Annotated in this window: 21 protein-coding genes; 9 read left to right on the top strand and 12 right to left on the bottom strand. The window is 58.1% G+C overall.

Going from position 1 to position 18,959, the window contains the following annotated elements; all coding sequences use genetic code 11:
- Positions 1 to 54: 54 nt before the first annotated feature.
- Genes BM174_RS08030 through BM174_RS08015 form a run of 4 tightly spaced genes read right to left on the bottom strand, consistent with a single transcriptional unit; the run spans position 55 to position 3,876 of the window.
- Complete coding sequence (locus BM174_RS08030; protein ID WP_093923339.1) at positions 55 to 522, bottom strand: GNAT family N-acetyltransferase; 468 nt, start codon at positions 520 to 522, stop codon at positions 55 to 57.
- On the bottom strand, positions 519 to 2,120 hold the full coding sequence (locus tag BM174_RS08025; RefSeq protein ID WP_093923338.1) for an ABC transporter ATP-binding protein: 1,602 nt from the start codon (positions 2,118 to 2,120) through the stop codon (positions 519 to 521). Before BM174_RS08025 ends, BM174_RS08030 begins: the two co-directional genes overlap by 4 nt.
- The gene (locus BM174_RS08020; RefSeq protein ID WP_093923337.1) at positions 2,117 to 2,932 is read right to left on the bottom strand and encodes an ABC transporter permease; all 816 of its coding nucleotides are present in this window, start codon (positions 2,930 to 2,932) and stop codon (positions 2,117 to 2,119) included. The genes BM174_RS08025 and BM174_RS08020 overlap by 4 nt, the downstream gene beginning before the upstream one ends.
- On the bottom strand, positions 2,929 to 3,876 hold the full coding sequence (locus tag BM174_RS08015; protein ID WP_093923336.1) for an ABC transporter permease: 948 nt from the start codon (positions 3,874 to 3,876) through the stop codon (positions 2,929 to 2,931). Before BM174_RS08015 ends, BM174_RS08020 begins: the two co-directional genes overlap by 4 nt.
- 170 nt (positions 3,877 to 4,046) lie before the next feature.
- Here BM174_RS08015 and BM174_RS08010 point away from each other — a divergent pair, with 170 nt between their 5' ends.
- Positions 4,047 to 4,457 (top strand): HdeA/HdeB family chaperone, encoded by a 411-nt coding sequence (locus BM174_RS08010; protein WP_093923335.1) that lies wholly within the window; start codon positions 4,047 to 4,049, stop codon positions 4,455 to 4,457.
- A 146-nt stretch (positions 4,458 to 4,603) separates the two neighbouring features.
- The gene (locus tag BM174_RS08005) at positions 4,604 to 5,053 is read left to right on the top strand and encodes a hypothetical protein (RefSeq protein WP_245766301.1); all 450 of its coding nucleotides are present in this window, start codon (positions 4,604 to 4,606) and stop codon (positions 5,051 to 5,053) included.
- A 100-nt stretch (positions 5,054 to 5,153) separates the two neighbouring features.
- On the opposite strand, the gene BM174_RS08000 is transcribed toward BM174_RS08005, so the two are convergent.
- Entirely contained in the window at positions 5,154 to 6,635 is a 1,482-nt protein-coding gene (locus BM174_RS08000) for an ABC transporter substrate-binding protein (protein ID WP_093923334.1), read from the bottom strand.
- A gap of 134 nt (positions 6,636 to 6,769) precedes the next feature.
- Here BM174_RS08000 and BM174_RS07995 point away from each other — a divergent pair, with 134 nt between their 5' ends.
- Complete coding sequence (locus BM174_RS07995) at positions 6,770 to 8,035, top strand: Hsp70 family protein (protein ID WP_093923333.1); 1,266 nt, start codon at positions 6,770 to 6,772, stop codon at positions 8,033 to 8,035.
- 12 nt (positions 8,036 to 8,047) lie between these two features.
- Here the strand turns inward: BM174_RS07995 and BM174_RS07990 are convergent, their stop codons facing one another.
- Both BM174_RS07990 and BM174_RS07985 read right to left on the bottom strand, forming a co-directional pair.
- Positions 8,048 to 9,328 (bottom strand): acetylornithine deacetylase/succinyl-diaminopimelate desuccinylase family protein, encoded by a 1,281-nt coding sequence (locus BM174_RS07990; protein WP_093923332.1) that lies wholly within the window; start codon positions 9,326 to 9,328, stop codon positions 8,048 to 8,050.
- Positions 9,329 to 9,403: 75 nt separating this feature from the next.
- Positions 9,404 to 10,657 (bottom strand): aminotransferase class V-fold PLP-dependent enzyme, encoded by a 1,254-nt coding sequence (locus BM174_RS07985; protein WP_093923331.1) that lies wholly within the window; start codon positions 10,655 to 10,657, stop codon positions 9,404 to 9,406.
- A gap of 140 nt (positions 10,658 to 10,797) precedes the next feature.
- On the opposite strand from BM174_RS07985, the gene BM174_RS07980 reads away from it, so the two are divergent.
- Positions 10,798 to 11,643, top strand: coding sequence for a formate/nitrite transporter family protein (locus BM174_RS07980; protein WP_093923330.1), 846 nt, complete (start codon positions 10,798 to 10,800; stop codon positions 11,641 to 11,643).
- Positions 11,644 to 11,685: 42 nt separating this feature from the next.
- Positions 11,686 to 12,609, top strand: coding sequence for a YihY/virulence factor BrkB family protein (locus BM174_RS07975; protein ID WP_093923329.1), 924 nt, complete (start codon positions 11,686 to 11,688; stop codon positions 12,607 to 12,609).
- A 19-nt stretch (positions 12,610 to 12,628) separates the two neighbouring features.
- Here BM174_RS07975 and BM174_RS07970 read toward each other — a convergent pair whose 3' ends face one another.
- Positions 12,629 to 13,357: a Crp/Fnr family transcriptional regulator gene (locus BM174_RS07970; protein WP_093923328.1), complete on the bottom strand. Its 729-nt coding sequence runs from the start codon at positions 13,355 to 13,357 to the stop codon at positions 12,629 to 12,631.
- An 86-nt stretch (positions 13,358 to 13,443) separates the two neighbouring features.
- Here BM174_RS07970 and BM174_RS07965 point away from each other — a divergent pair, with 86 nt between their 5' ends.
- On the top strand, positions 13,444 to 13,797 hold the full coding sequence (locus tag BM174_RS07965) for a hypothetical protein (protein ID WP_093923327.1): 354 nt from the start codon (positions 13,444 to 13,446) through the stop codon (positions 13,795 to 13,797).
- Here the strand turns inward: BM174_RS07965 and BM174_RS07960 are convergent.
- The 3 genes from BM174_RS07960 to BM174_RS07950 form a co-directional block, all read right to left on the bottom strand.
- Positions 13,769 to 14,122: a phage holin family protein gene (locus BM174_RS07960; RefSeq protein WP_093923326.1), complete on the bottom strand. Its 354-nt coding sequence runs from the start codon at positions 14,120 to 14,122 to the stop codon at positions 13,769 to 13,771. The two genes, BM174_RS07965 and BM174_RS07960, sit on opposite strands and share 29 nt — an antisense overlap.
- A 1-nt stretch (position 14,123) precedes the next feature.
- Positions 14,124 to 14,438, bottom strand: coding sequence for an ElaB/YgaM/YqjD family protein (locus BM174_RS07955; protein ID WP_093923325.1), 315 nt, complete (start codon positions 14,436 to 14,438; stop codon positions 14,124 to 14,126).
- A 141-nt stretch (positions 14,439 to 14,579) separates the two neighbouring features.
- Positions 14,580 to 15,389, bottom strand: coding sequence for a response regulator (locus BM174_RS07950; RefSeq protein ID WP_093923324.1), 810 nt, complete (start codon positions 15,387 to 15,389; stop codon positions 14,580 to 14,582).
- Positions 15,390 to 15,504: 115 nt separating this feature from the next.
- Between BM174_RS07950 and BM174_RS07945 the strand changes: the two genes are divergently transcribed.
- The 3 genes from BM174_RS07945 to BM174_RS07935 are packed head-to-tail and all read left to right on the top strand — an operon-like array spanning position 15,505 to position 17,934.
- Positions 15,505 to 15,654: a NepR family anti-sigma factor gene (locus BM174_RS07945; RefSeq protein ID WP_093923560.1), complete on the top strand. Its 150-nt coding sequence runs from the start codon at positions 15,505 to 15,507 to the stop codon at positions 15,652 to 15,654.
- Between the two features lies 1 nt (position 15,655).
- Complete coding sequence (locus BM174_RS07940) at positions 15,656 to 16,213, top strand: RNA polymerase sigma factor (protein ID WP_093923323.1); 558 nt, start codon at positions 15,656 to 15,658, stop codon at positions 16,211 to 16,213.
- A 53-nt stretch (positions 16,214 to 16,266) separates the two neighbouring features.
- Positions 16,267 to 17,934: a sensor histidine kinase gene (locus tag BM174_RS07935; protein WP_245766300.1), complete on the top strand. Its 1,668-nt coding sequence runs from the start codon at positions 16,267 to 16,269 to the stop codon at positions 17,932 to 17,934.
- Between the two features lie 340 nt (positions 17,935 to 18,274).
- Here the strand turns inward: BM174_RS07935 and BM174_RS07930 are convergent, their stop codons facing one another.
- Positions 18,275 to 18,826: a cupin domain-containing protein gene (locus BM174_RS07930; RefSeq protein WP_093923321.1), complete on the bottom strand. Its 552-nt coding sequence runs from the start codon at positions 18,824 to 18,826 to the stop codon at positions 18,275 to 18,277.
- Positions 18,827 to 18,959 lie beyond the last annotated feature (133 nt).

Here is an 18,959-nt window from a genome sequence, read left to right as displayed (position 1 = left end):
TGCAGATGCGGCTGAGTGTGAAGTTTTCCAAGCCACTTGCCAAGAGCGTGCAGTCTAACGCTCGACACGGAACGAAAAGCTGCCGCTTTGGTGGCGGGTGCGCGGGGGGGCCTCTGCCACGTCACAGACGCCGTCGATACCGTCCAGACACTGGCGCCAGAACTCCATGCCGCCGGGCGAGTTTTCGGCGACGCCGAGCACCCAATCCCCGCCAAGCGCGGCAAAAATCAGGCCAGCGGCTTGGGTGCCGATCCCCTGATGGCGAAAGGCGGGCTGGATAGTGAATTCAGTAAGTTCATGGGTGCCGTCTGGGTGGTTCCAGACCAGCGCAAAGCCGATGGCTGCGCCGTTCTGCTCGATCAGATAGGGGTGGCGGCCCCGTTCGATCCAGTAACGGTCAATGGCGGCGGGGTAAAAGCGCGGACCCTCGGGCAACAGCTCGTCGAAATAGGCGGCGGCCATTGCGTCAATCATCGCGCGGCGGCTTTCGGGGACCGGAGAGATGGAGATGCGCCCTGTCATACCGGAACCTTTGACGTGTCAGGCAGCACAGGGGCTGCGGCGATCAGCTTGCGGGTATAGGGATGCTGCGGGTTCTCGAAAACCTGCGCGGTCGGCCCTTCCTCGACGATTTTGCCGGATTTCATTACCAGCACGCGGTCAGTGACGGTGCGGACCACCGAAAGGTCATGCGAAATGAACAGATAGGTCAGGTCGTAGGCGGCACAGAGTTCGGCCAGCAGATCAAGGATTTGCGCCCGTACCGAGACATCCAGCGCGCTGACGGCTTCGTCAAACAAGATGAGATCGGGCCGGATGATCAACGCGCGGGCGATGGCGATGCGCTGGCGCTGACCGCCGGAAAACTCGTGGATGTATTTGCGGGCGTCGGAGGGTTTGAGGCCCACAGCGATAAGCGCCTCGTCAATCATCTTTTGGCGTTCGGCGCCGCGCGGCGGAGTGGGCAACAGGTGAAACGATTCGGTGATAAGCCGCTCGACACGGTGGCGGGGGTTGAAACTGCCGAAGGGGTCCTGGAACACCACCTGCATCTTGCGCCGCACCGCGAGGTTGGGTTTGTCGCCGGAAAATACTGGTTCACCATCGAGCGTAATGGCACCTGATTGCACTTGCTCCAACCCCAGCAGCGCGCGGGTCAGGGTGGATTTGCCACAGCCGGATTCGCCGACCAGCCCCAACCGCTCGCCGCGCTGGATGGTAAAGGACACATCATCGACAGCTGTCATTGAGGACGGCGCGCCAAACAGGCTGCTGCGCGGCAGACGGTAGGCACGGCTGACGTTTTCGACCTTCAGCAAGGGGCGCGGCGGTGGCGCGGGTGGCAGGTTGACCAAATGGCCCGACGCGGCAAAAAGCATCTTGGTGTAGGGGTGGCGCATGTCGCGCAGCAACTGGTGTGTGGCACCCTGTTCGACGACCTTGCCCTGCCGCATTACCACGATCCGGTCGGCCATATCCGCCACAACGGCCAGATCATGGGTGATCATCAACAGGCCCATGCCGTCTTCTTGGGTCAGGCGTTTGAGCAATGCGAGGATCTGCGCCTGTGTGGTGACATCAAGTGCTGTGGTTGGCTCGTCGGCGATCAACAGGCGGGGTTGCAGGGCGATGGCCATGGCGATCACCACGCGCTGGCGCTGGCCACCGCTGAGCTCATGCGGGTAGCGCGACAGAGGGAAACGCTCGGACGGCAGGCCGACCCGGGCCAGCGTTTCGGCGGCACGCGCCATCGCGGCGGCGCGGGTAATCTCGGGGTGGTGGACGCGGATCGTCTCGGCCACCTGCTGGCCAATGGTCTGCACCGGATTGAGCGCGGTCATCGGTTCTTGAAACACCATGCCGATCTCGTTGCCGCGAATATCACAGAGCGCCCGCTCGGACAGGCGGGTGAGATCACGCTCGCCGAGCATGATATTGCCCGAGGTCCGGCTGCCCTTGGGCAGCAGCTGCATCGCGGCGAGAGCGGTCATCGACTTGCCAGAGCCGCTCTCACCGGTAATTGCCACGATCTCGCCCGCATCAACGGTCAGGGTCACATCGTGCAATACGCTGTAGTCGTGGATCGACAGCGACAGGTTGGTGATGTCCAGCAAGCTCATACCCGCGCCACCCGCAAACGTGGGTCAAGCAAATCGCGCAGGCCGTCGCCCATCAGGTTCAGCCCCAGCACGGTAAAGATGATCGCAAAACCCGGTACAAGCGCCATATGCGGCGCGATGCTGACCAGCGTCTGGGCATCAGCGAGCATCCGGCCCCAAGAGGGGGTTGGCGGCTGCGCGCCAAGGCCGACATAGCTCAGCCCCGCTTCGGCAAGGATGCCTAAGGAAAATTGGATCGTGCCTTGAACGATCAGCAGGTTGGCGACATTGGGCAGGATATGTTCGCCCGAAATACGCGCGGCGGATTTTCCGGCCACACGGGCCGCCAGAATAAACTCACGCTGCCAGAGCGACAGCGCCGCGCCGCGGGTGATGCGGGCAAAAACCGGAATGTTAAAGATGCCGATGGCGATGATGGCATTGACCGCGCCCGCGCCGAAGATCGCCGTGATGAGAATCGCGATGACCAGACTGGGGAAGGCGAAGACCAGATCGTTACCGCGCATGATTAACTCATCCAGCCACGTGCCGTTGCGGGCCGCAGCCCAGAGGCCAAGCGGCACGCCCACGCCCATGCCGATCCCCACCGCGACAAACGCCACCGCAATCGACGTGCGCGCGCCGACCATGATCATGCTCAGGATATCGCGGCCAAAATGATCGGTCCCCAGCAGGTGCGCGCCGCTTGGGGGCTTGAGCTTGTTGGCGATGTTCAGGGTGCTGTGATCGAACGGGGTCCAGACAAAGCTGATCAGCGCGGCAGCAACGAAGATGCCCGACAGAACCGCGCCGGTGATCAGGTTGCGGTTCATGTGCGGGCCCTCAGTCGCGGGTCAACGGCGGCGTAAGCCAAGTCGACCAGAAAGTTCATCATGATCACCGAGAAGACCAACAGCATCACCACTGACTCCACCACAATCAGATCGCGCGCCGAGATCGATTGAAAGATCAACCGCCCAAGGCCCGGCAGGTAAAATACCTGTTCGATGATGATCGACCCTGCCAACAGAAAGGAAAACTGCAAGCCGATGATTGTCAGCACCGGTATCAATGCATTGCGCAGCCCGTGCCGCCACAGCGCTTGCCGCTCGCTCAGCCCCTTCGCCCGCGCGGTCCGCATGAAATCCTCGCCCAGCACATCCAGCAGGGAGGAGCGCATGACGCGGGCTAGAATGGCCGCCTGTGGCAGCGCCAATGCGATGGCGGGCAGGGTCAGCGCGTGCAATCCTGCCAGCAGGCCTTTGTCCCATCCCACAAAACCGCCCGCCGAAAACCAGCGCAGGTTGATCGCGAATACCAGCACCAGCATCATCGCAAACCAGAAGTTGGGCACCGCTACGCCAAGCTGTGTGGCCCCCATCACGCCCATATCGCCCGCTTGCCCGCGCCGAGACGCCGCATAAATCCCCGCCGGAAATGCAATGAGGGTGCTGAGCAGAAGCGCCAGACTGGCCAGAGGCAGAGAGACCCAAAGCCTGTCGCCGACCATGTCCAACACCGGGGTGCGGTAGGTATAGGAAGTGCCGAAATCGCCCGTCACCATGCCGCCGATCCACGCCAGATAGCGGGTGGTCTTGGAGCCTTCCAATCCCAGTTCGGCACGCAAAGCGGCGAGGGTTTCGGGCTGGGCATTGATCCCGAGCATAAACGACGCCGGATCACCCGGTGCGATCTCGATCACCGTGAAAATCACCATTGAAGCCACGACCAGCGAAAGCACCAAAGAGACAAAGCGTTTGAGGGTATATCGAAGCATTAGGGCGGACGGTATGCGGGCCGTGCGGCGGCGTCCAGTCCGGCCAAATGTTATTTGTGAAAATTCCATCACGTGCCTCGTTTGCGGCATGTGATGTCGCTTTTATGCAGATTGTTAGGAACCAATTTGTTGGCCGCTCAGTTATATTCCCAACCAACCAGGAGATTATTATGACAAACACTTTCAAAACTCTCGCGATCGCAGGCCTGATGGGCACCCTTTCGACACCACTGTTTGCCGCCGCACACATGGACCTGAATTCCATGACCTGCGAAGACTATAACCAGCTGAGCGGCGCAGAGCGTGATACCATTGCGGTCATGGCCGTCAGTGAATTGAACGACGATGGCCAGCCATCCGACGGCACAGCCACCGCGACTGAATCCTCAGTGGGCACTGCGGCTGTTGAAAGCGACGGCACCGCATCGCTCGAAGGCACTGCGATGGCGACAAGCACGCGGCCTGCCGACGACGACATGACCCGCTTTGCAGAAGAAATCAAAGTCTTGAACCGCGTATGTTCGCGCAACTGGGATGCAATGGTATCCGAAGCTGCGGCAGGCCAGTTCGGCACACGCTAATCTGTTACGAAACCTACCTGATACTAAAATGCGAGGGTGCCTGCGGGTGCCCTCGCTTTTAATTGTCACGTTTGCATATGGCTGGGAACCTTATGGCGTGGGCGGGGTTCTCCCCGTGATATAGTCAATCGCACTGGAGCGTAAAAATGAATACCGTATTTAAATCACTTACAATCGCCGCATTGATGGGCACAGTCTCCGCGCCTGCCTTCGCCGACGCGCACATGAGCGCCTCAATGAGCTGCGCAGAATTCAAAGCCTTGAGCAGCGAAGACATGATGACAGTTGCCACGATGGCGATTGCCGAAGTCAGCAGCGGCGCTGATGGCCAGAGCCTTGAAGGCGAAGCCATGGCAGTCGAAGCCACTGGTGGCACCACGACCGAAGCCGAAGCGACTGATAGCACTGCCGAAGTTGGCAGCATCAGCGATGGCGAGCCAAAAGCTGTTGAAGCAACGGGCGGCAACGAAGCTGCTTCGAACATGGATTCAGAGCCCATGACCGAAGAAGATCTCGAAGCATTCATCACTGTTTGCGACCAGAACCTCGACGCGATGGTTTCCGAAGCTGCTGCCGGTCTTGACGGCACCAAGTAACCGAACCACTCGTTCGTAACGAAAAAGGGGCACCATTTGGCGCCCCTTTTTTGTGTTTCGGTGTGGGTCGCCTGAGAAGCGCCACCCTCACCATGTGCGTTTACTCAGCCCAGCTGACACCGGTCATATCGGCGGCCTGGGTCGGTGCGTTCGTCCAAAGCCCCTGAACGCCCGCTTTGGCAACTGACAGCGCAGCAAGCTGGAACAGATACCCGTTCACTGCATCCTCCGCGATCATCTTCTGGGCCTCACCTAAAATCGCGTCGCGCTGGGCGGCGTCCGTGGTGCTGTTAAGCTTGGTCATCAGCTCTTGGAATGCCGGATTGTCATACTGGAAGTAGTAATCCGGATTTGCATAGATCGCGATGTCCATCGGCTCGGTATGGCTGATGATCGTCATGCCAAAGTTCTTGCCCTTGAACACTGTTTCAAGCCACTGCGCCCATTCGACGTTATTGATTTTGGCGGTGATACCAACTTCGGCCAGCTGCGCGGCAATAATCTCGCCGCCACGACGGGCATAGGAGGGAGGGGGCAGGTCCAGCGTGGTTTCAAAACCGTCGGGAAATCCGGCTTCGGCCAGCATCGCCTTGGCCTGTTCAGGATCATAAGCGCTCAGCGCAAGTTCATCGACATAGGCCGGATTGTGCGGCGCGAAATGCGTACCGATCGGGGTGCCGTAGCCAAACATCGCACCATCGATAATCGCCTGACGGTCAATCGCGTGGGAAACAGCTTGGCGCACCATTTTGTTGTCAAACGGTGCCTGCTTGTTGTTCATCGCCAAAATCGTTTCACCCTCGGTCGAGCCGATCAAGACCTGAAAGCGTGGGTCTGCCTCGAACTGCGGCAGGTTTTCAGGGGCAGGGAAACTAGCGAAGGCATCGATATCTTCGGCCATCATCGCTGCAAAGGCGGCAGTCGGGTCGGAAATGAACTTGAAGGTCACCTTGTCGAGCTTTGCGGGGGTGCCCCAATACTCGGCGTATTTGGACAGTTCGACCTTGTCGCCTTGGGTCCAGCTATCGAACTTGAAAGCACCAGTGCCGACGGGGGCTTGCTTGATGTTGTCGATGCTTTCGGGTGCCACGATCACTGCGTCACCCCAAGCCAGATTGAACAGCAGGTTGCCGTTCGGTTCGGCCAGCTTTACCTCAACGGTCATCGGGTCAATCACGGTGACGCCGGTGATGCCGGTATACAGCGCCTTTTGTGCATTTGCGCTGTCTTCGGCGAGGATCCGGTCGAGGGTGAATTTAACATCTTCGGCGTCCATCGTGGAGCCGTCATGGAAGGTCACACCGTCACGCAGCTTGAATGTATAGGTCATTCCGTCTTCGGAGATTTCCCAGGATTGCGCCAGTCCGGGCACGACCGAGCCATCGCCCATGAAGCGGGTCAGCCCTTCGAACACGTTGGAGTAGAGAACGGAATCGATCGCACCGGCGGCTGCCGAGGTGGGATCAAGGTGTGGCGGCTCAAGCTGCATCGCGACGGTGATGTCGGTCTGCTGGGCAAACGCAGCACCGGCGATCAGCGACGCCGCGCTGGCGCCAAGCAGAAGTGCGCGAAAATGTGACATGGTGGGGCTCCCCGTTTTTATGACGTCCGAACGTTAGCGCGGTTTGTTTTGTTTGACTAGCAGCCGCTTTGGCGTGGCATGCCTGCTTTTGAACCGCTATGAGGCTGGCTCCGGATTTAAGAAAAGCACCTATTATGGCACAGACATTCTCCACATTAGCCGTTGATTTCGGCACATCAAACTCTGCGGTCGGCTATGCCATCGAAGGCCAAGGGCGGCTGATCGAGATGGAGGCAGGGGGCATGACCCTGCCCACCGCGCTGTTCATTGATTCATATGAGAAAAAGCTGGTCTATGGCAGCCCCGCGCAGGAGGCGCTGATTGCAGGTGTCGAAGGGCGCTATATGCGGGCGTTGAAAAGCCTTCTGGGCACAGCGTTGATGCGTGAAAGCCGGATGGTGCTGGGGCGGCGGATGGATTTTATCGCGCTTTTCGGCGGGTTTCTGGCCGAGCTGAAGGCCCGCGCCGAAGCCGCGACAGGGCAGACCTTTACCCATGCACTCTCGGGCCGACCGGTTTTGTTTCACAGCGCCAACGAGGCGCGCAACGCGCAGGCTTTGGTTGATCTGCGCGAATGCTATCAGGCGGCTGGGTTTGAGGATGTTGCCTTCATGGCCGAGCCTGCCGCTGCGGCGCTGGCCAATCGCGATACGCTGGAAGCAGGAGATTTGGCGCTGATCGTCGATATCGGCGGTGGTACCTCGGATTTCACGCTGTTCCGGCAGGGTGCGCAGGACGGGATCGATATTCTGGTCAGCCACGGTTTGCGGCTGGGGGGCACAAATTTCGACCGCGAGATCAGCCTCGATCAGGTGATGCCGGTTTTGGGGTTGGGCAGCCAAATCCGCCATGTTTTCGGTGACGAAAGCCATGCCGCGCCGCAATCAATCTTTGACGATCTGGCGACGTGGCAGAAAATTCCGTTTCTTTATACCCATGAAACCCGCCGCGCCGCCGCCGACCTTGCAAAATACGCCGAACAACCGGAGCTGCTGAACCGGCTGGTGATGGTGCTGGAAGAAGAGTTGGGCCACGATATCGCCTTTGCCGTGGAGGCGGGCAAGATCGCCGCCAATACGCCCAATGCCAGCGCCCCGCCCGAGATCAAGCTGGGCGTGTTGGAACGGGATTTGCGCTTGCCGCTGCCTGCCGCGATGCTCATGGCCATCCTGAGCGACATGGCGGCAGAGATTGCCGAGACTGCCGTCGAGACGGCGACCATGGCGCAGATCGAGCCGAGCCAAGTCACACGGCTTATTCTTGTGGGCGGATCGAGCCTGATGGGGGTAATCGAAACTGCGCTGCAGAGCCGGTTCCCGCAGGCAACAATGCAACGCGGCTCGGCGCTCACCGCAATTATCGACGGGCTGGCCATCGCGTCGGCCAGCGCCTTTGACTGATCGCCCTGCAGCCTAGCTTTTGGGCAGCAGTAACGTTTCCAGCGTCGCACCCATCACACAGGCGGCATCGACCATGTCATCAATGCCGATGTATTCATCCGGCTTATGCGCCATTTCCAGAATGCCCGGGCCGTACGCGATGCAGTTCTTCAGCTTGCCGATCCGGTCGATGTGTTTTTGATCGTAGGTGCCGGGCGAGGCGACGTAGTCAGGCACCTTGCCCATTACCTTTTCAATCGCATCGGCCACCGTGCGCACCACGGGTGCATCACGGTCGGTCATTGAGGGCAGGACCGAGTTCAGCTCGGTCAGCTCATAGTCAAAATCGACACGGTTGGCGCGCAGCCCTTCGAGCAAGGCGGTCACCTCGTCGCGGACCTGATCCAGCGATTCCTCGACCAAAAACCGCCGGTCGATGACGATACGGCAGGAATCCGGCACGCAATGCGCGGGCAGGCCGTCAAAGTCGTCGTCCTGCTCCTTTTGGCCGCCGTGGATCGAGTTGATGTTCATCGTCGAATTGCGGGCGCCATCGGGCACTACGGGCATTTCGGTGAAGCGGGATGCCATGGCTGGGAAGAGTTTGGATTCGAACTCCGACAGCACCGCGCCCATATGCCGTACCGCACAATCGCCCAAGAACGGCATCGAGCCATGGGCGATCTCGCCCTTGGTTTCGATCTCGGCCCACCAGCCGCCGCGGTGACCAAGGCAGATGCGGTCTTTGTGCAGCGGTTCGGGGATGATCACATGCTGGACGCGGGCCGGATCGAAATAGCCCTTTTCGGCCAGATAGGCGACGCCACCGTAGCCACCGGATTCCTCATCTGCCGTGCCGGAGATTTCGATGGCGCCGCTGTATTCGGGGTAGGTTTCAATAAAGGCTTCGGCGGCGATGATCGAGGTCGCCAAGCCGCCCTTCATGTCACAGGTGCCACGGCCATAGATTTTCCCGTCCGAGATCTCGGCGCCGAAGGGATCAAAGGTCCAACCCGCACCAACTTCGACAACATCGGTGTGGCTGTTAAAGTGCACGCAATCGCCCGAGTGCGTGCCTTCGCGGCGCGCGATGATGTTCCAGCGCGGATATTTCTCGCTGTCGCCCGGTGTGCCGTAGGCACGGATCAGCTCGGTCTGGAAGCCGTGCTTTTTCAGGCGTGTATCAAGGTATTCGCAAATCAGCCGATAGTCGCTGCCCGGAGGGTTAAGCGTCGGGATGCGGATCAGGTCTTGCGTCAGGGCGATCAGATCGTCGCGCCGCGCGTGAATGGTGCTGGAAAGGGACTGTATCATGGCCGCATGTTTGAACGGTTCGCGCCCCTTGGCAAGAGGCTGCGAACCACCCAGCGTTGAATTCGTCCCGATCCGTTAGCCAGCGATGCCTTTCATAGCAGCGAGCAGGCTGCGCACCTCGTCGAGCGAGTTGTAATGGCACAGCGACACGCGCACGGCAGCCTCTATTCCTAGCGGGTTCAGCACGTTACCGGAGTAATGATCCGCCTTGCGCATATGGGTGCGGATGCCCTGATCATTCAGCTTGGCAACGATGTCTGCGGCGGGCACGTGGTCTAGCGCGAAACATACCAGCCCTTCGCGGTCTTTATTCTCAATACCGCCCAGGATCGTGACACCCTGCAGTTCGGCCAAGCCTTGCAGGTTGCCAACCCCATGCAGCATCGCATCGGTAAGGGTCTTTTCATGGGCATGGATTGCCGCCCCTGCCGCCTCGATCCGGCCCCGCGGAGTATCGGCGTCCGATACCTGGCCGCCGAGCCAGTCAAAATAGGCCACCACATCGGAGAATGTCGCATAGGCGCCGGTATCGCGGGTGCCCATCTCCCAGTTGCCAGCGGGGCTGTTGCGCAGTGTCTCGATTGAGAGGCTTGTCAGCCGGTCGGACGCCCAGGCAATGCCATAGCCGTGGCGCGAGAACACCTTGTAGGGCGAAACGACATAGCCATCGATATCATAGGAGGCGATATCGATCCTGCCGTGGCTGGCGTGCTGGATGCCATCGACGAAAATCAACGCTTCGGGCGAAACTGCGCGGATTGCGGCGCTAATTGCCGCCACGTCATTTCCGATGCCTGTAACGGGCGAAGTGTGCAGGATTGTGGCGACCCGCACGTCCGGTGTCATCTTGGCAGCATAGGTTTCGGCGGTGACCTGTCCGGTGGCGTCATCATGCGGCACGTCGATATAGGGTTTGCCCGCGACTTCGGCCCAATGCAGTGCGGCACTGCGCGAGGCGGGGTGTTCAATCGACGAGCCGATGACCGATCCACCGGTCGCGCTGCCCATGATCGCGGTGCGGATCAGGCGGAAACTTAGCTCGGTGCCGGATTCTCCAACGAAAAAGCGGCCTTGCGGGGCGTTGAAGAACACCGCCATGTCGGCTTTTGCGCGGTTGATGATGTCGACCAAAGCCTTGGAGGCAGGGTTGTCGCGGCCCTGATTGTCGGGAATGGCGGCAAATTTAGTCGAGGTTTCGACGACGGAATTCAGCGTCAGCGCACCGCCCGCGTTCTCAAAGAATACCCGAGGGCCCTGAAACGGGCAGCTCTCTACATGGGCAAAGCGGCTGCGGATTTCGGGCATCAGATTGGAGAGGTCAGCGGTCATAGGAGGGTCCTTTCAGGTCGCGCTATTTTTGCTTTTGTCGCGGGGTGTGCAAGTCGAATGCGATGATCTGTCTGATCATTTTTGGTGTGCGAAACGCCAGTCTGCGCTAGATTAGCAAAACTCTAAGATGGAAGACGCATATGGCTCCGCTGATCTCGAAACACAGACGTAAGGCCGCAGTCGAGGCGGCGGCGGAAGAAAGATCCGTTTCCGAAGCGGCGGCGCTGTCGCCCAAGCTGATCTACGAAGTGATCCGGCGCGAGGGCGAGGAAGAATTGCGCCGCTCGACCAAATCGCTGGTCTGGTCGGGGATCGCGGCGGGGATGTTGATCAGCCTCTCGGTTTTGGGCGAATCGATCTTTCGCGCCTATCTGCCCGATACGCCGTATCGCTTTTTGATCGAGAACCTTGGCTACTCTCTGGGGTTTCTCGCCGTGATCATGGGCCGGATGCAGCTTTTCACGGAAAACACGATCACTACCGTGCTGCCTGTGATGCAAGCGCGGACTACGCACGCGCTGATGTGTATGCTGCGGCTTTGGGGCATTGTTCTGGGGGCCAATGTCATTGGCGCCTTTGCGGCGGCGTCGCTGTTCGAGTTTACGCCTGCGGTATCGGGTGAGGTACTTGCCGCTATGGCCGATCTGTCGCATCACGCGACTGGGATGCCCGCGATGGAAGGTTTCTGGCGGGCTATTCCAGCCGGTGTCATCGTGGCCCTGATCGTGTGGATGCTGCCGCAGGCCGATGAGACGGCATTTTTCCTGATCCTCACCTTCACGTGGCTGATCGCGGCAGGGGATTTCACCCATATTGTCGCGGGCTCGGTCGAGATGGCGTTCCTTATCGTGCGCGGTGAACTGGACATTCTGCCAGCAATCTTCCGGTTCTTTATTCCGGTGCTGGTTGGCAACATCGTCGGAGGAACCGTTATCTTCACGCTGGTTGCATGGGGCCAAGTGCGCGATGATGTCGAGGGCAGCTAGCGCCCGACCAAGCACTTGACGCGGCACGAGCAGGGGACACCTATGAAGCGCAGCCTTCCGACGCGCCCGATACTCTATTGGCAGGCCTTCAGGGCCAGCCTGACCCACGTGGCGGAAAACGACCTCAGCCTGATTTCGGCGGGTGTGGCGTTTTTCTCGATGCTGTCGATGTTTCCTGCCCTCGCGGCGATCATTGCGCTGTTCGGGTTGATCTCTGACCCCGCTGTCGTCGTGGCGCAGCTTGAGGATGTGCGCGGGCTGTTGCCGCATGACGTTTATAACCTGATCAATGCGCAGGTTGTCTCGCTGGTGAATACCAGTGCCGACAAGCTGAGCTGGGCGGGCGTGTTGTCGCTGCTGTTTGCGCTGTGGTCGGCGCGCGCAGGGGTGGGGGCGATGATGAAGGGCCTCAATAACGTCTATAGTGAACGCAATCGCAAGGCCGCGCACCATTATGCGCGGGCGCTGATCCTGACCATCGCGCTCGTGTTTGTCGGGATTATCGCGATGCTGATGCTGGTGGTAGCACCTGTGATACTGGCGTTCTTTCCGCTGGGTGGGCTGGGTAACTTCGCGGTCGAGTTTCTGCGTTGGGCCATTGCGATTGCTGTGCTGCTGATGGGGGTTGGCGTACTTTATCGCTATGGCCCGAACCGCAAAGCCGCGCAGATGCAGTGGCTGAGCATCGGGGCCATTCTGGCCGTGGCATCATGGGCTGCCGTATCGATCGGGTTTTCCTATTACGTGGCAAATTTCGGCAACTATAATCAAGTTTACGGGTCCATCGGTGCGGTCATCGCCATGCTGATCTGGCTGTGGATCACCAGCTTTCTGGTGCTGCTGGGTGCCTCGCTGAATGCGCAAATCGAACTGCGCACCAAGTCGGATAGCACCACCGGGCGCGCCAAGCCGTTGGGCAAGCGCGGCGCTTACGTCGCCGATCATGTGGTCGACGTGGACGGCTGAAGCTGCTGGCCCCGCGGTTTCACATCAGCGGGCGTTTGGGCGGTTCGGTCAGGGAGGTAACAGCCACTTCGGCCAACGCATGCAAATTAGAAATCCGCAGCGTGCGATCCGACCAGGAGGCAAGCTGCCGTTCTTTCAGTTTGGCGAGTGTTTTGTTTGTGTGCACCAGCGACAGCCCAAGCGCATCGGCCATATCGCGTTGGGTATAGGGCAGCTCCATCTGGTTGTTGGTCACCATGCCGAGCGTTTCACCCCGCTGATAAATCCGCACTAATGCCCAAGCGACTGCCTGAACGGCTGTACGCTGACCCAAAGTAGCGAGCGTTTCGCCCAGAAAATGCTCTTCAATAGCGGCCAGCCATGTGATGTCGAACGCCCGTGAGGGGTGGTTCTTGAAGAAATTCCAGAACTCGGACCGATTGAAAACACAAAGCCGCATGTGGGTGCGCGCCTCGATAGAATGGCCCATTTTGCCCAGTACACCTGCCTGCAGCCCGATAAAATCGCCCGGAAAGACGAAGTTGATCACCTGACGCTGGCCATTTTCAAGCATCTTGTCGCGTATACCGAGACCGGAAAGTACGGTGAACAACTGCGGCGCGTTCGAGCCTTGCATCAAGATTGGCGTGCCCGGCTCTACCGTAAGCTCACCAGCCTTGAATTTTTGCATAAATTCAATCTCTTCCTTCGACATGCGAACAAAGGCGTCCTTGCGAAGTAAAGGACAGTACCGACATTGGGTTGTCATCGAAAAATAGCCTTTGTGTATGTCACTGTTTAATGCGCCCCGCGAAGAGGTTGCATAGAACTTGCACTATTCGTGGAGGGTGCGTGATGTCTTTCTTTATCTATGAGCCAGATCTTATTGTTCAGGAGGATATCTCCGAAACACTGTCGGAGCTCTTTTCTGACTGTTCCATAAGATTGTTCGACTCGGTAGATGAATTGTTCGAAACTCTGGCGGCCTACACCGAACCCGCTGTCGCAATTGTCGCGCGTCCGACCGTGTGCTTGTTCGCACGGCTGATGGATCCGACCAAGTTGGCGCAGAATGTGCGGTTTGTGGTGATCGGGGGCGGCAGCAAAGTGTCTCAGCCCTTGCCGGGCTGGATGCAGATGGTGCCATTGCCGTTTGATACGACGATGCTGATCTCCGCGATCAGGACCGCGATTTCTGACCTGCGGTAATGCCGGTGATAAAGGCCAAGATTATTTTTGACAGTGCGCCCTCGGCGCTGGCGGACTGCTGCGCGGCGACTGCTTTGGCGCGCGCCCGTGCCCTTTGACGCGCCGATAGAATGGAAAGCGCGACCAACCCTATGCCAAAATAAAGGCCGCCCAATATCAAGGCGGCCGTGATGGGTGTGGCAACAGCGATCAGAAAAAGCCATGCGGCAAGCGTCAGAAAGCCTAGTCCGATAAACATGGCAATTGCTGCACCCAGACCGATCACAGCAGTTTGTGCGGTCCGTGATGCAGCATCCTGAACGTGCTGGCCTATCAGTGAGATCATCTCAGCGGCGGGCCGTGATCATGCCAACAAGAAAACCTACGCCAGCCGCAATGCCCAAAGCGGTCGAGGGCTGAGTGCGGACAAACTCTTCGGCCTGTTTCTGGGCGTCCAGCGCCCGTTCGCGACCTGCATTCGACAAATCGTTCACTGTCGATTTTGCCGTGTCACTTACTTCGGCAGTTTTTGCCTTGCCATAATCGCCCATCGCCGAGGTCAGCGAAGCGATTTCGTTTTTCAGAGTGGTAAGCTGGCCCGCCAGATCGTCGATCGTGACGATGGAGTCGGACTTTTTGCCGTTGGTGGTTGTGGTCGCCATGTGATGGCTCCTTCCAAGAGGTCGAGATGTATGTGTCAAACGACAAACGCAGCGGACGCGAGAATTGTTCCCGGAAGTGTAAAGAACGCCGGACTTTTCGCAAGCCCGGCGTTCATGAAGTGGTTTACTGCCTATTAAAGTTTAAGCAGTGATGGTTTCGGTCGACGAAAAGAACATCGCCTGAGACACAGCCGACATGACCTGATCGACCGAATATGGCTTGGAGATCAGGAAGGCTGGCTCTGGCTTGTCACCGGTCAACAGACGCTCGGGGAAGGCTGTGATAAAGATCACCGGACGATGGCCCAGAGCTTCAAGAAGGTCATTGACCGCATCAATGCCCGACGAGTTGTCGGCCAGTTGGATGTCCGCCAAAATCAGGTCAGGCACATCGGCCTTACCCAGCTTCACCGCTTCATCGCGGGTGCGGGCAACGCCGGTCACACGGTGGCCCATCTCGGCCACGATGCTTTCGATATCCATCGCGATGATCGCTTCGTCTTCGATGATCATCACTGAACCTGTGGCGCTATCGGCCATTTCACGGCGGGCAATTGTCACCAGTTCTTCTGCTTCGCTTTGCTCAACGCCGATGATTTCGGCGATCTCGTCAAAGGAGAAACCTTCGATGGTGTGCAGCAACAACGCTTCGCGGCTGTTGTTGGTCAGGCTTTCCAAACGCTTCTGCGCTTTGGCGCGCGCGCCATGTTCACCGTGCTCGACAGGGGCGCCGACGCTGGCCCAAATGCTGTAAAGAACTTTGAACAATGCCGTCTTGGTCGAGCTACCTTGCAAGACAGACCGATCCGCAAGGATCGCTTCCAGAGCGGCAGCGGCGAAGGAGTCGCCGCTTTGCTGGCTGCCCGTCATTGCCCGCGAGAACCGGCGCAGAAATGGGATCGTCGCCCCGAGTTCGTCGCTGATACTTGGCGTGTTAGGTGCGTCATTCATCTGGACCAGTCCTTTTTTTTTACTATTCTCGGAACCAAACGTGGATCAGCGGTGTTTGGTTCCGATGCATGTGTATAATATTTGACTACTAGCGGGCGAATCCAGAGGTATGTTTGTGAAATCTAACACCAGCGCAGATCGTGAACGCGTCATTGACGAGAATCTGAAACGCGTTTTTGACGAAACGCTCGAAGAAGGGATTCCTGACCGGTTCAAAGATTTGTTGAAGCAGTTGCAACAGCAAGACACCGGCAAGGTTCAATAACATGACCCAACGCGACCCACGTGAGGAGCTGGTAGAGCATCTACCGGCCATGCGGGCTTTTGCCATCAGCTTGACCCGCAACGGGGCAATCGCGGATGACATGGTTCAGGACACGCTTGTTAAGGCGTGGACAAATATAGAGAAATTTGAAGTCGGCACAAATATGCGGGCTTGGCTCTTCACGATTTTGCGCAACACCTATTATTCATCTCGCCGCAAAGCCAAGCGCGAAGTGTCGGATGTGGACGGGGTGTTCACCGAGAATCTCGCCGAGAAACCTGCCCACGACGGTCACATGCAGATGACGGATTTCCGCCGCGCATTGGCCAAGCTGAAAGACGAACAGCGCGAGGCTTTGTTGCTCGTCGGCGCCTCTGGATTTTCTTACGAAGAAGCCGCAGAAATGTGTGGCGTGGCCGTCGGAACCATCAAAAGCCGGACCAATCGCGCCCGAATCCGGCTGGCAGAACTGATGGGTCACGGCGAAAACGACTCACTTGAGATGACGGACGATGCGACAATGTCGGTGCTTTCAGCCTCCAAAGTGTCTTCGTTCTAGCGATGACGTCAGGGTTTTTCAGCGGGAGTGTCATGAGAGGGCTGGAACTCAGAGTGCTATTCTTTCTGTCGCTCGCGCTGTTGCCAATCGGTTTGATCGCTGTTGTGCAAACCCAGCAGATCACCGAGCAAAGCAAGTTGAACGCCGAGCTTTCGTTGCTTGCGGTGACCGAACAGGCGTCGGGAGCCGAACGTCAGGTGCTGCAGGAAGCATTTGGCGCCGCCGAGGCCTTGGGATCAATCATTCGTATCCGCCGGGACTCGCCAGATTGTTCGGCTTTCCTGCGCGACTATCGAGACGCGTCTAACGTTTATACTTTGGTCGGATTCATTCGAGCCGACGGGATTATGGAGTGTTCGTCGGAAGAGAAGGAATTCGATTTCACTGAGAACGACAGTTTTCATTTGTCCGTCGAAAGCCAACAAAGACGCGCGACCACTTTCCGCAGCGGCACTGTCAGTCAGCGGCCCGTGACCGTGGTGAACACGCCGGTCTTCGATCAAGGCGAATTGATTGGGGTTATGTCGATCTCGATCCCATTTGAAACCTTCAAAAAGGTCTCCGAACCGGCCCTTAGTTTGACGCCGCTGGCGATGATGACCTTTAACCAAAACGGCGATATCCTCACCACCGAGCGGGGCTATGCCGTGGTTGAGAAGGAACTCCCGAAGGATGTGGCGCTTTCGGTGTTCACCGGCGATGAGACCAAGGTGTTTCGCGCGGCTAGCAAGGGTGGGCAGGAGCGGGCCTACGCGGTGCTACCAATCGTGCCTAACACGGTTTTCGCGCTGAGCGTTTGGCCATCGGACACGCCGTTTTTGCAGACGCCGCTGTCGTCCCGCATCGGGCTTTTGCTGCCTGTGTTGATGTGGCTGGCAAGCTTGATCGTGGCCTTCTGGGCGTTGAACCGTTTGGCGATCACGCATATCCGCAAACTCGGGCGTCAGATGCGGCGCTTTGCAATCAACCGCACCTTGCCGCGCGATACGCTGAACCCCAGTGTTCCGACCGAACTGATGGAGATGGAGAGCGCTTTTATCGGAATGGCTGAATCCATTCTGCGCGACGAAGCGACCCTAGAGGACAGCCTGCGCGAAAAGAACATCCTGCTCAAAGAGGTGCACCATCGGGTCAAGAACAACCTGCAACTGATTTCCTCGATCATGAATATGCAGATCAGGCAGGCATCCACGGCGGATGCCCGTTTCGTCTTGCGCCGTTTGCAAGAGCGGATTCTCGGCCTCGCGACAGTGCACAAGAACCTCTACCAGAACGACGATTTGGTACGCGTCGACGCCAGCGTGCTGTTGCACGAAGTTGTGAACCAACTGCTCAGCGTCGGTCTCGCGCCTGGATCTGATGTGAAAGTGCACCAACATTATGACAAGATATCGGTCGACGCCGATGATGCCGCGCCCCTAACTCTGTTGGTTTCCGAAGCTTTGACCAATGCGCTAAAATACGTGTCGCGCGACCCAGAGCGCGAAAGCGACATCACTGTGAACCTTGGTTATGACAGCCCCGAAAACGCTATTTTAATAGTGAAAAATGCCGTCGGTAAGGACCACACCGAGCCTGGCACTGGCCTTGGATCACGCTTGATCCTTGCCTTCACAAGGCAGCTTAACGGACAGATCGAGGTCGAGGAGACCGAGACCGATTACACCCTGACCGTCAAATTCCCCGTGCCCCAGCGGGGCAAGGAAATCCGCGACTACTAGCATCAGAAAGCGCTGTGCAACTGCGCAACATGTCGCCCACGTAAAAAGATTCCTTTCCTCCCGCTGGAACCCTCGTGTCGCAGGTAGGTTGTGCTTGTGAAACCTGACTTGGAAAGGAGACGAGATGACCACCGAACTACTTCTTGGTTGCTTTACTCTTCTTACCTTGGCGGCTGTAATTATAGTGACGTTGACGACCTCAAGCCGGGAGAAATACTCCTATCGCGACAAGTCGGCAGACAATCGCAAAACTGCGTCACGCATGCCAAGGTCGGACTGACTGGAGCACTATATTTGACATGACCTGACCCCGCAGCACCCCCTGCGGGGTCAGGTCGTTTTAAAAACTCGGTGGCGTGCAGGCGCTGATCACTTCGCAGATCTCGTCACTGGTGTTGCGAAAACGGTGCGGCAAAGTGCTGTCGAACAAATAACCATCGCCTGTGTTCAACACCGAAATGTTTCCGTCAACAGTCACTTCAATCGAGCCTCGCACCACTACCCCTGCTTCCTCGCCATCATGCGACAGCCATTCAGGTCCGGTGTCGGCTCCTGCGGGATAGGTTTCGTGCAGCACTTGCAACGAGTGATGCTCCGCATCGCCTAACTGCCGCAGACTGACCTGCCCAGGCCGCGAGGGGGAAACTTCGGTAAACTCATCGGCGGTGTAAAACACCTTCGGCGTGTCCGATTGCTCCAGTGTCGAGAAAAATTCGGCCATGCTGATCGGGATCGCGTCCAGCAGACTTTTGAGAGACGCAACTGAAGGGCTGGTGCGATTCTTTTCAATCAGCGAAATCGTCCCGTTGGTTAGCCCCGCCCGCGTTGCCAGCTCTCGCTGTGACAAGCCGCGTTGCTTACGGATGGTTCTGAGTTTCTGTCCGATGTCCAACAGCTATATCCCTGAATTCCTGCCCGAATTTACCTAACGGCAGTTGGCCCCGATGTCACAGCCAAAGTTCCGCAGTCTGCGGCTGTTTACCTAAGGACAGACAAGGTGATTGACAATTATATTAAACATTCTA

Origin of the sequence: Sulfitobacter brevis (genome assembly GCF_900112755.1) — a bacterium.
GTDB lineage: Bacteria > Pseudomonadota > Alphaproteobacteria > Rhodobacterales > Rhodobacteraceae > Sulfitobacter > Sulfitobacter brevis.
Note: the sequence above shows the minus strand (reverse complement) of the source record. Positions and strands in the feature narration are given on the sequence as shown.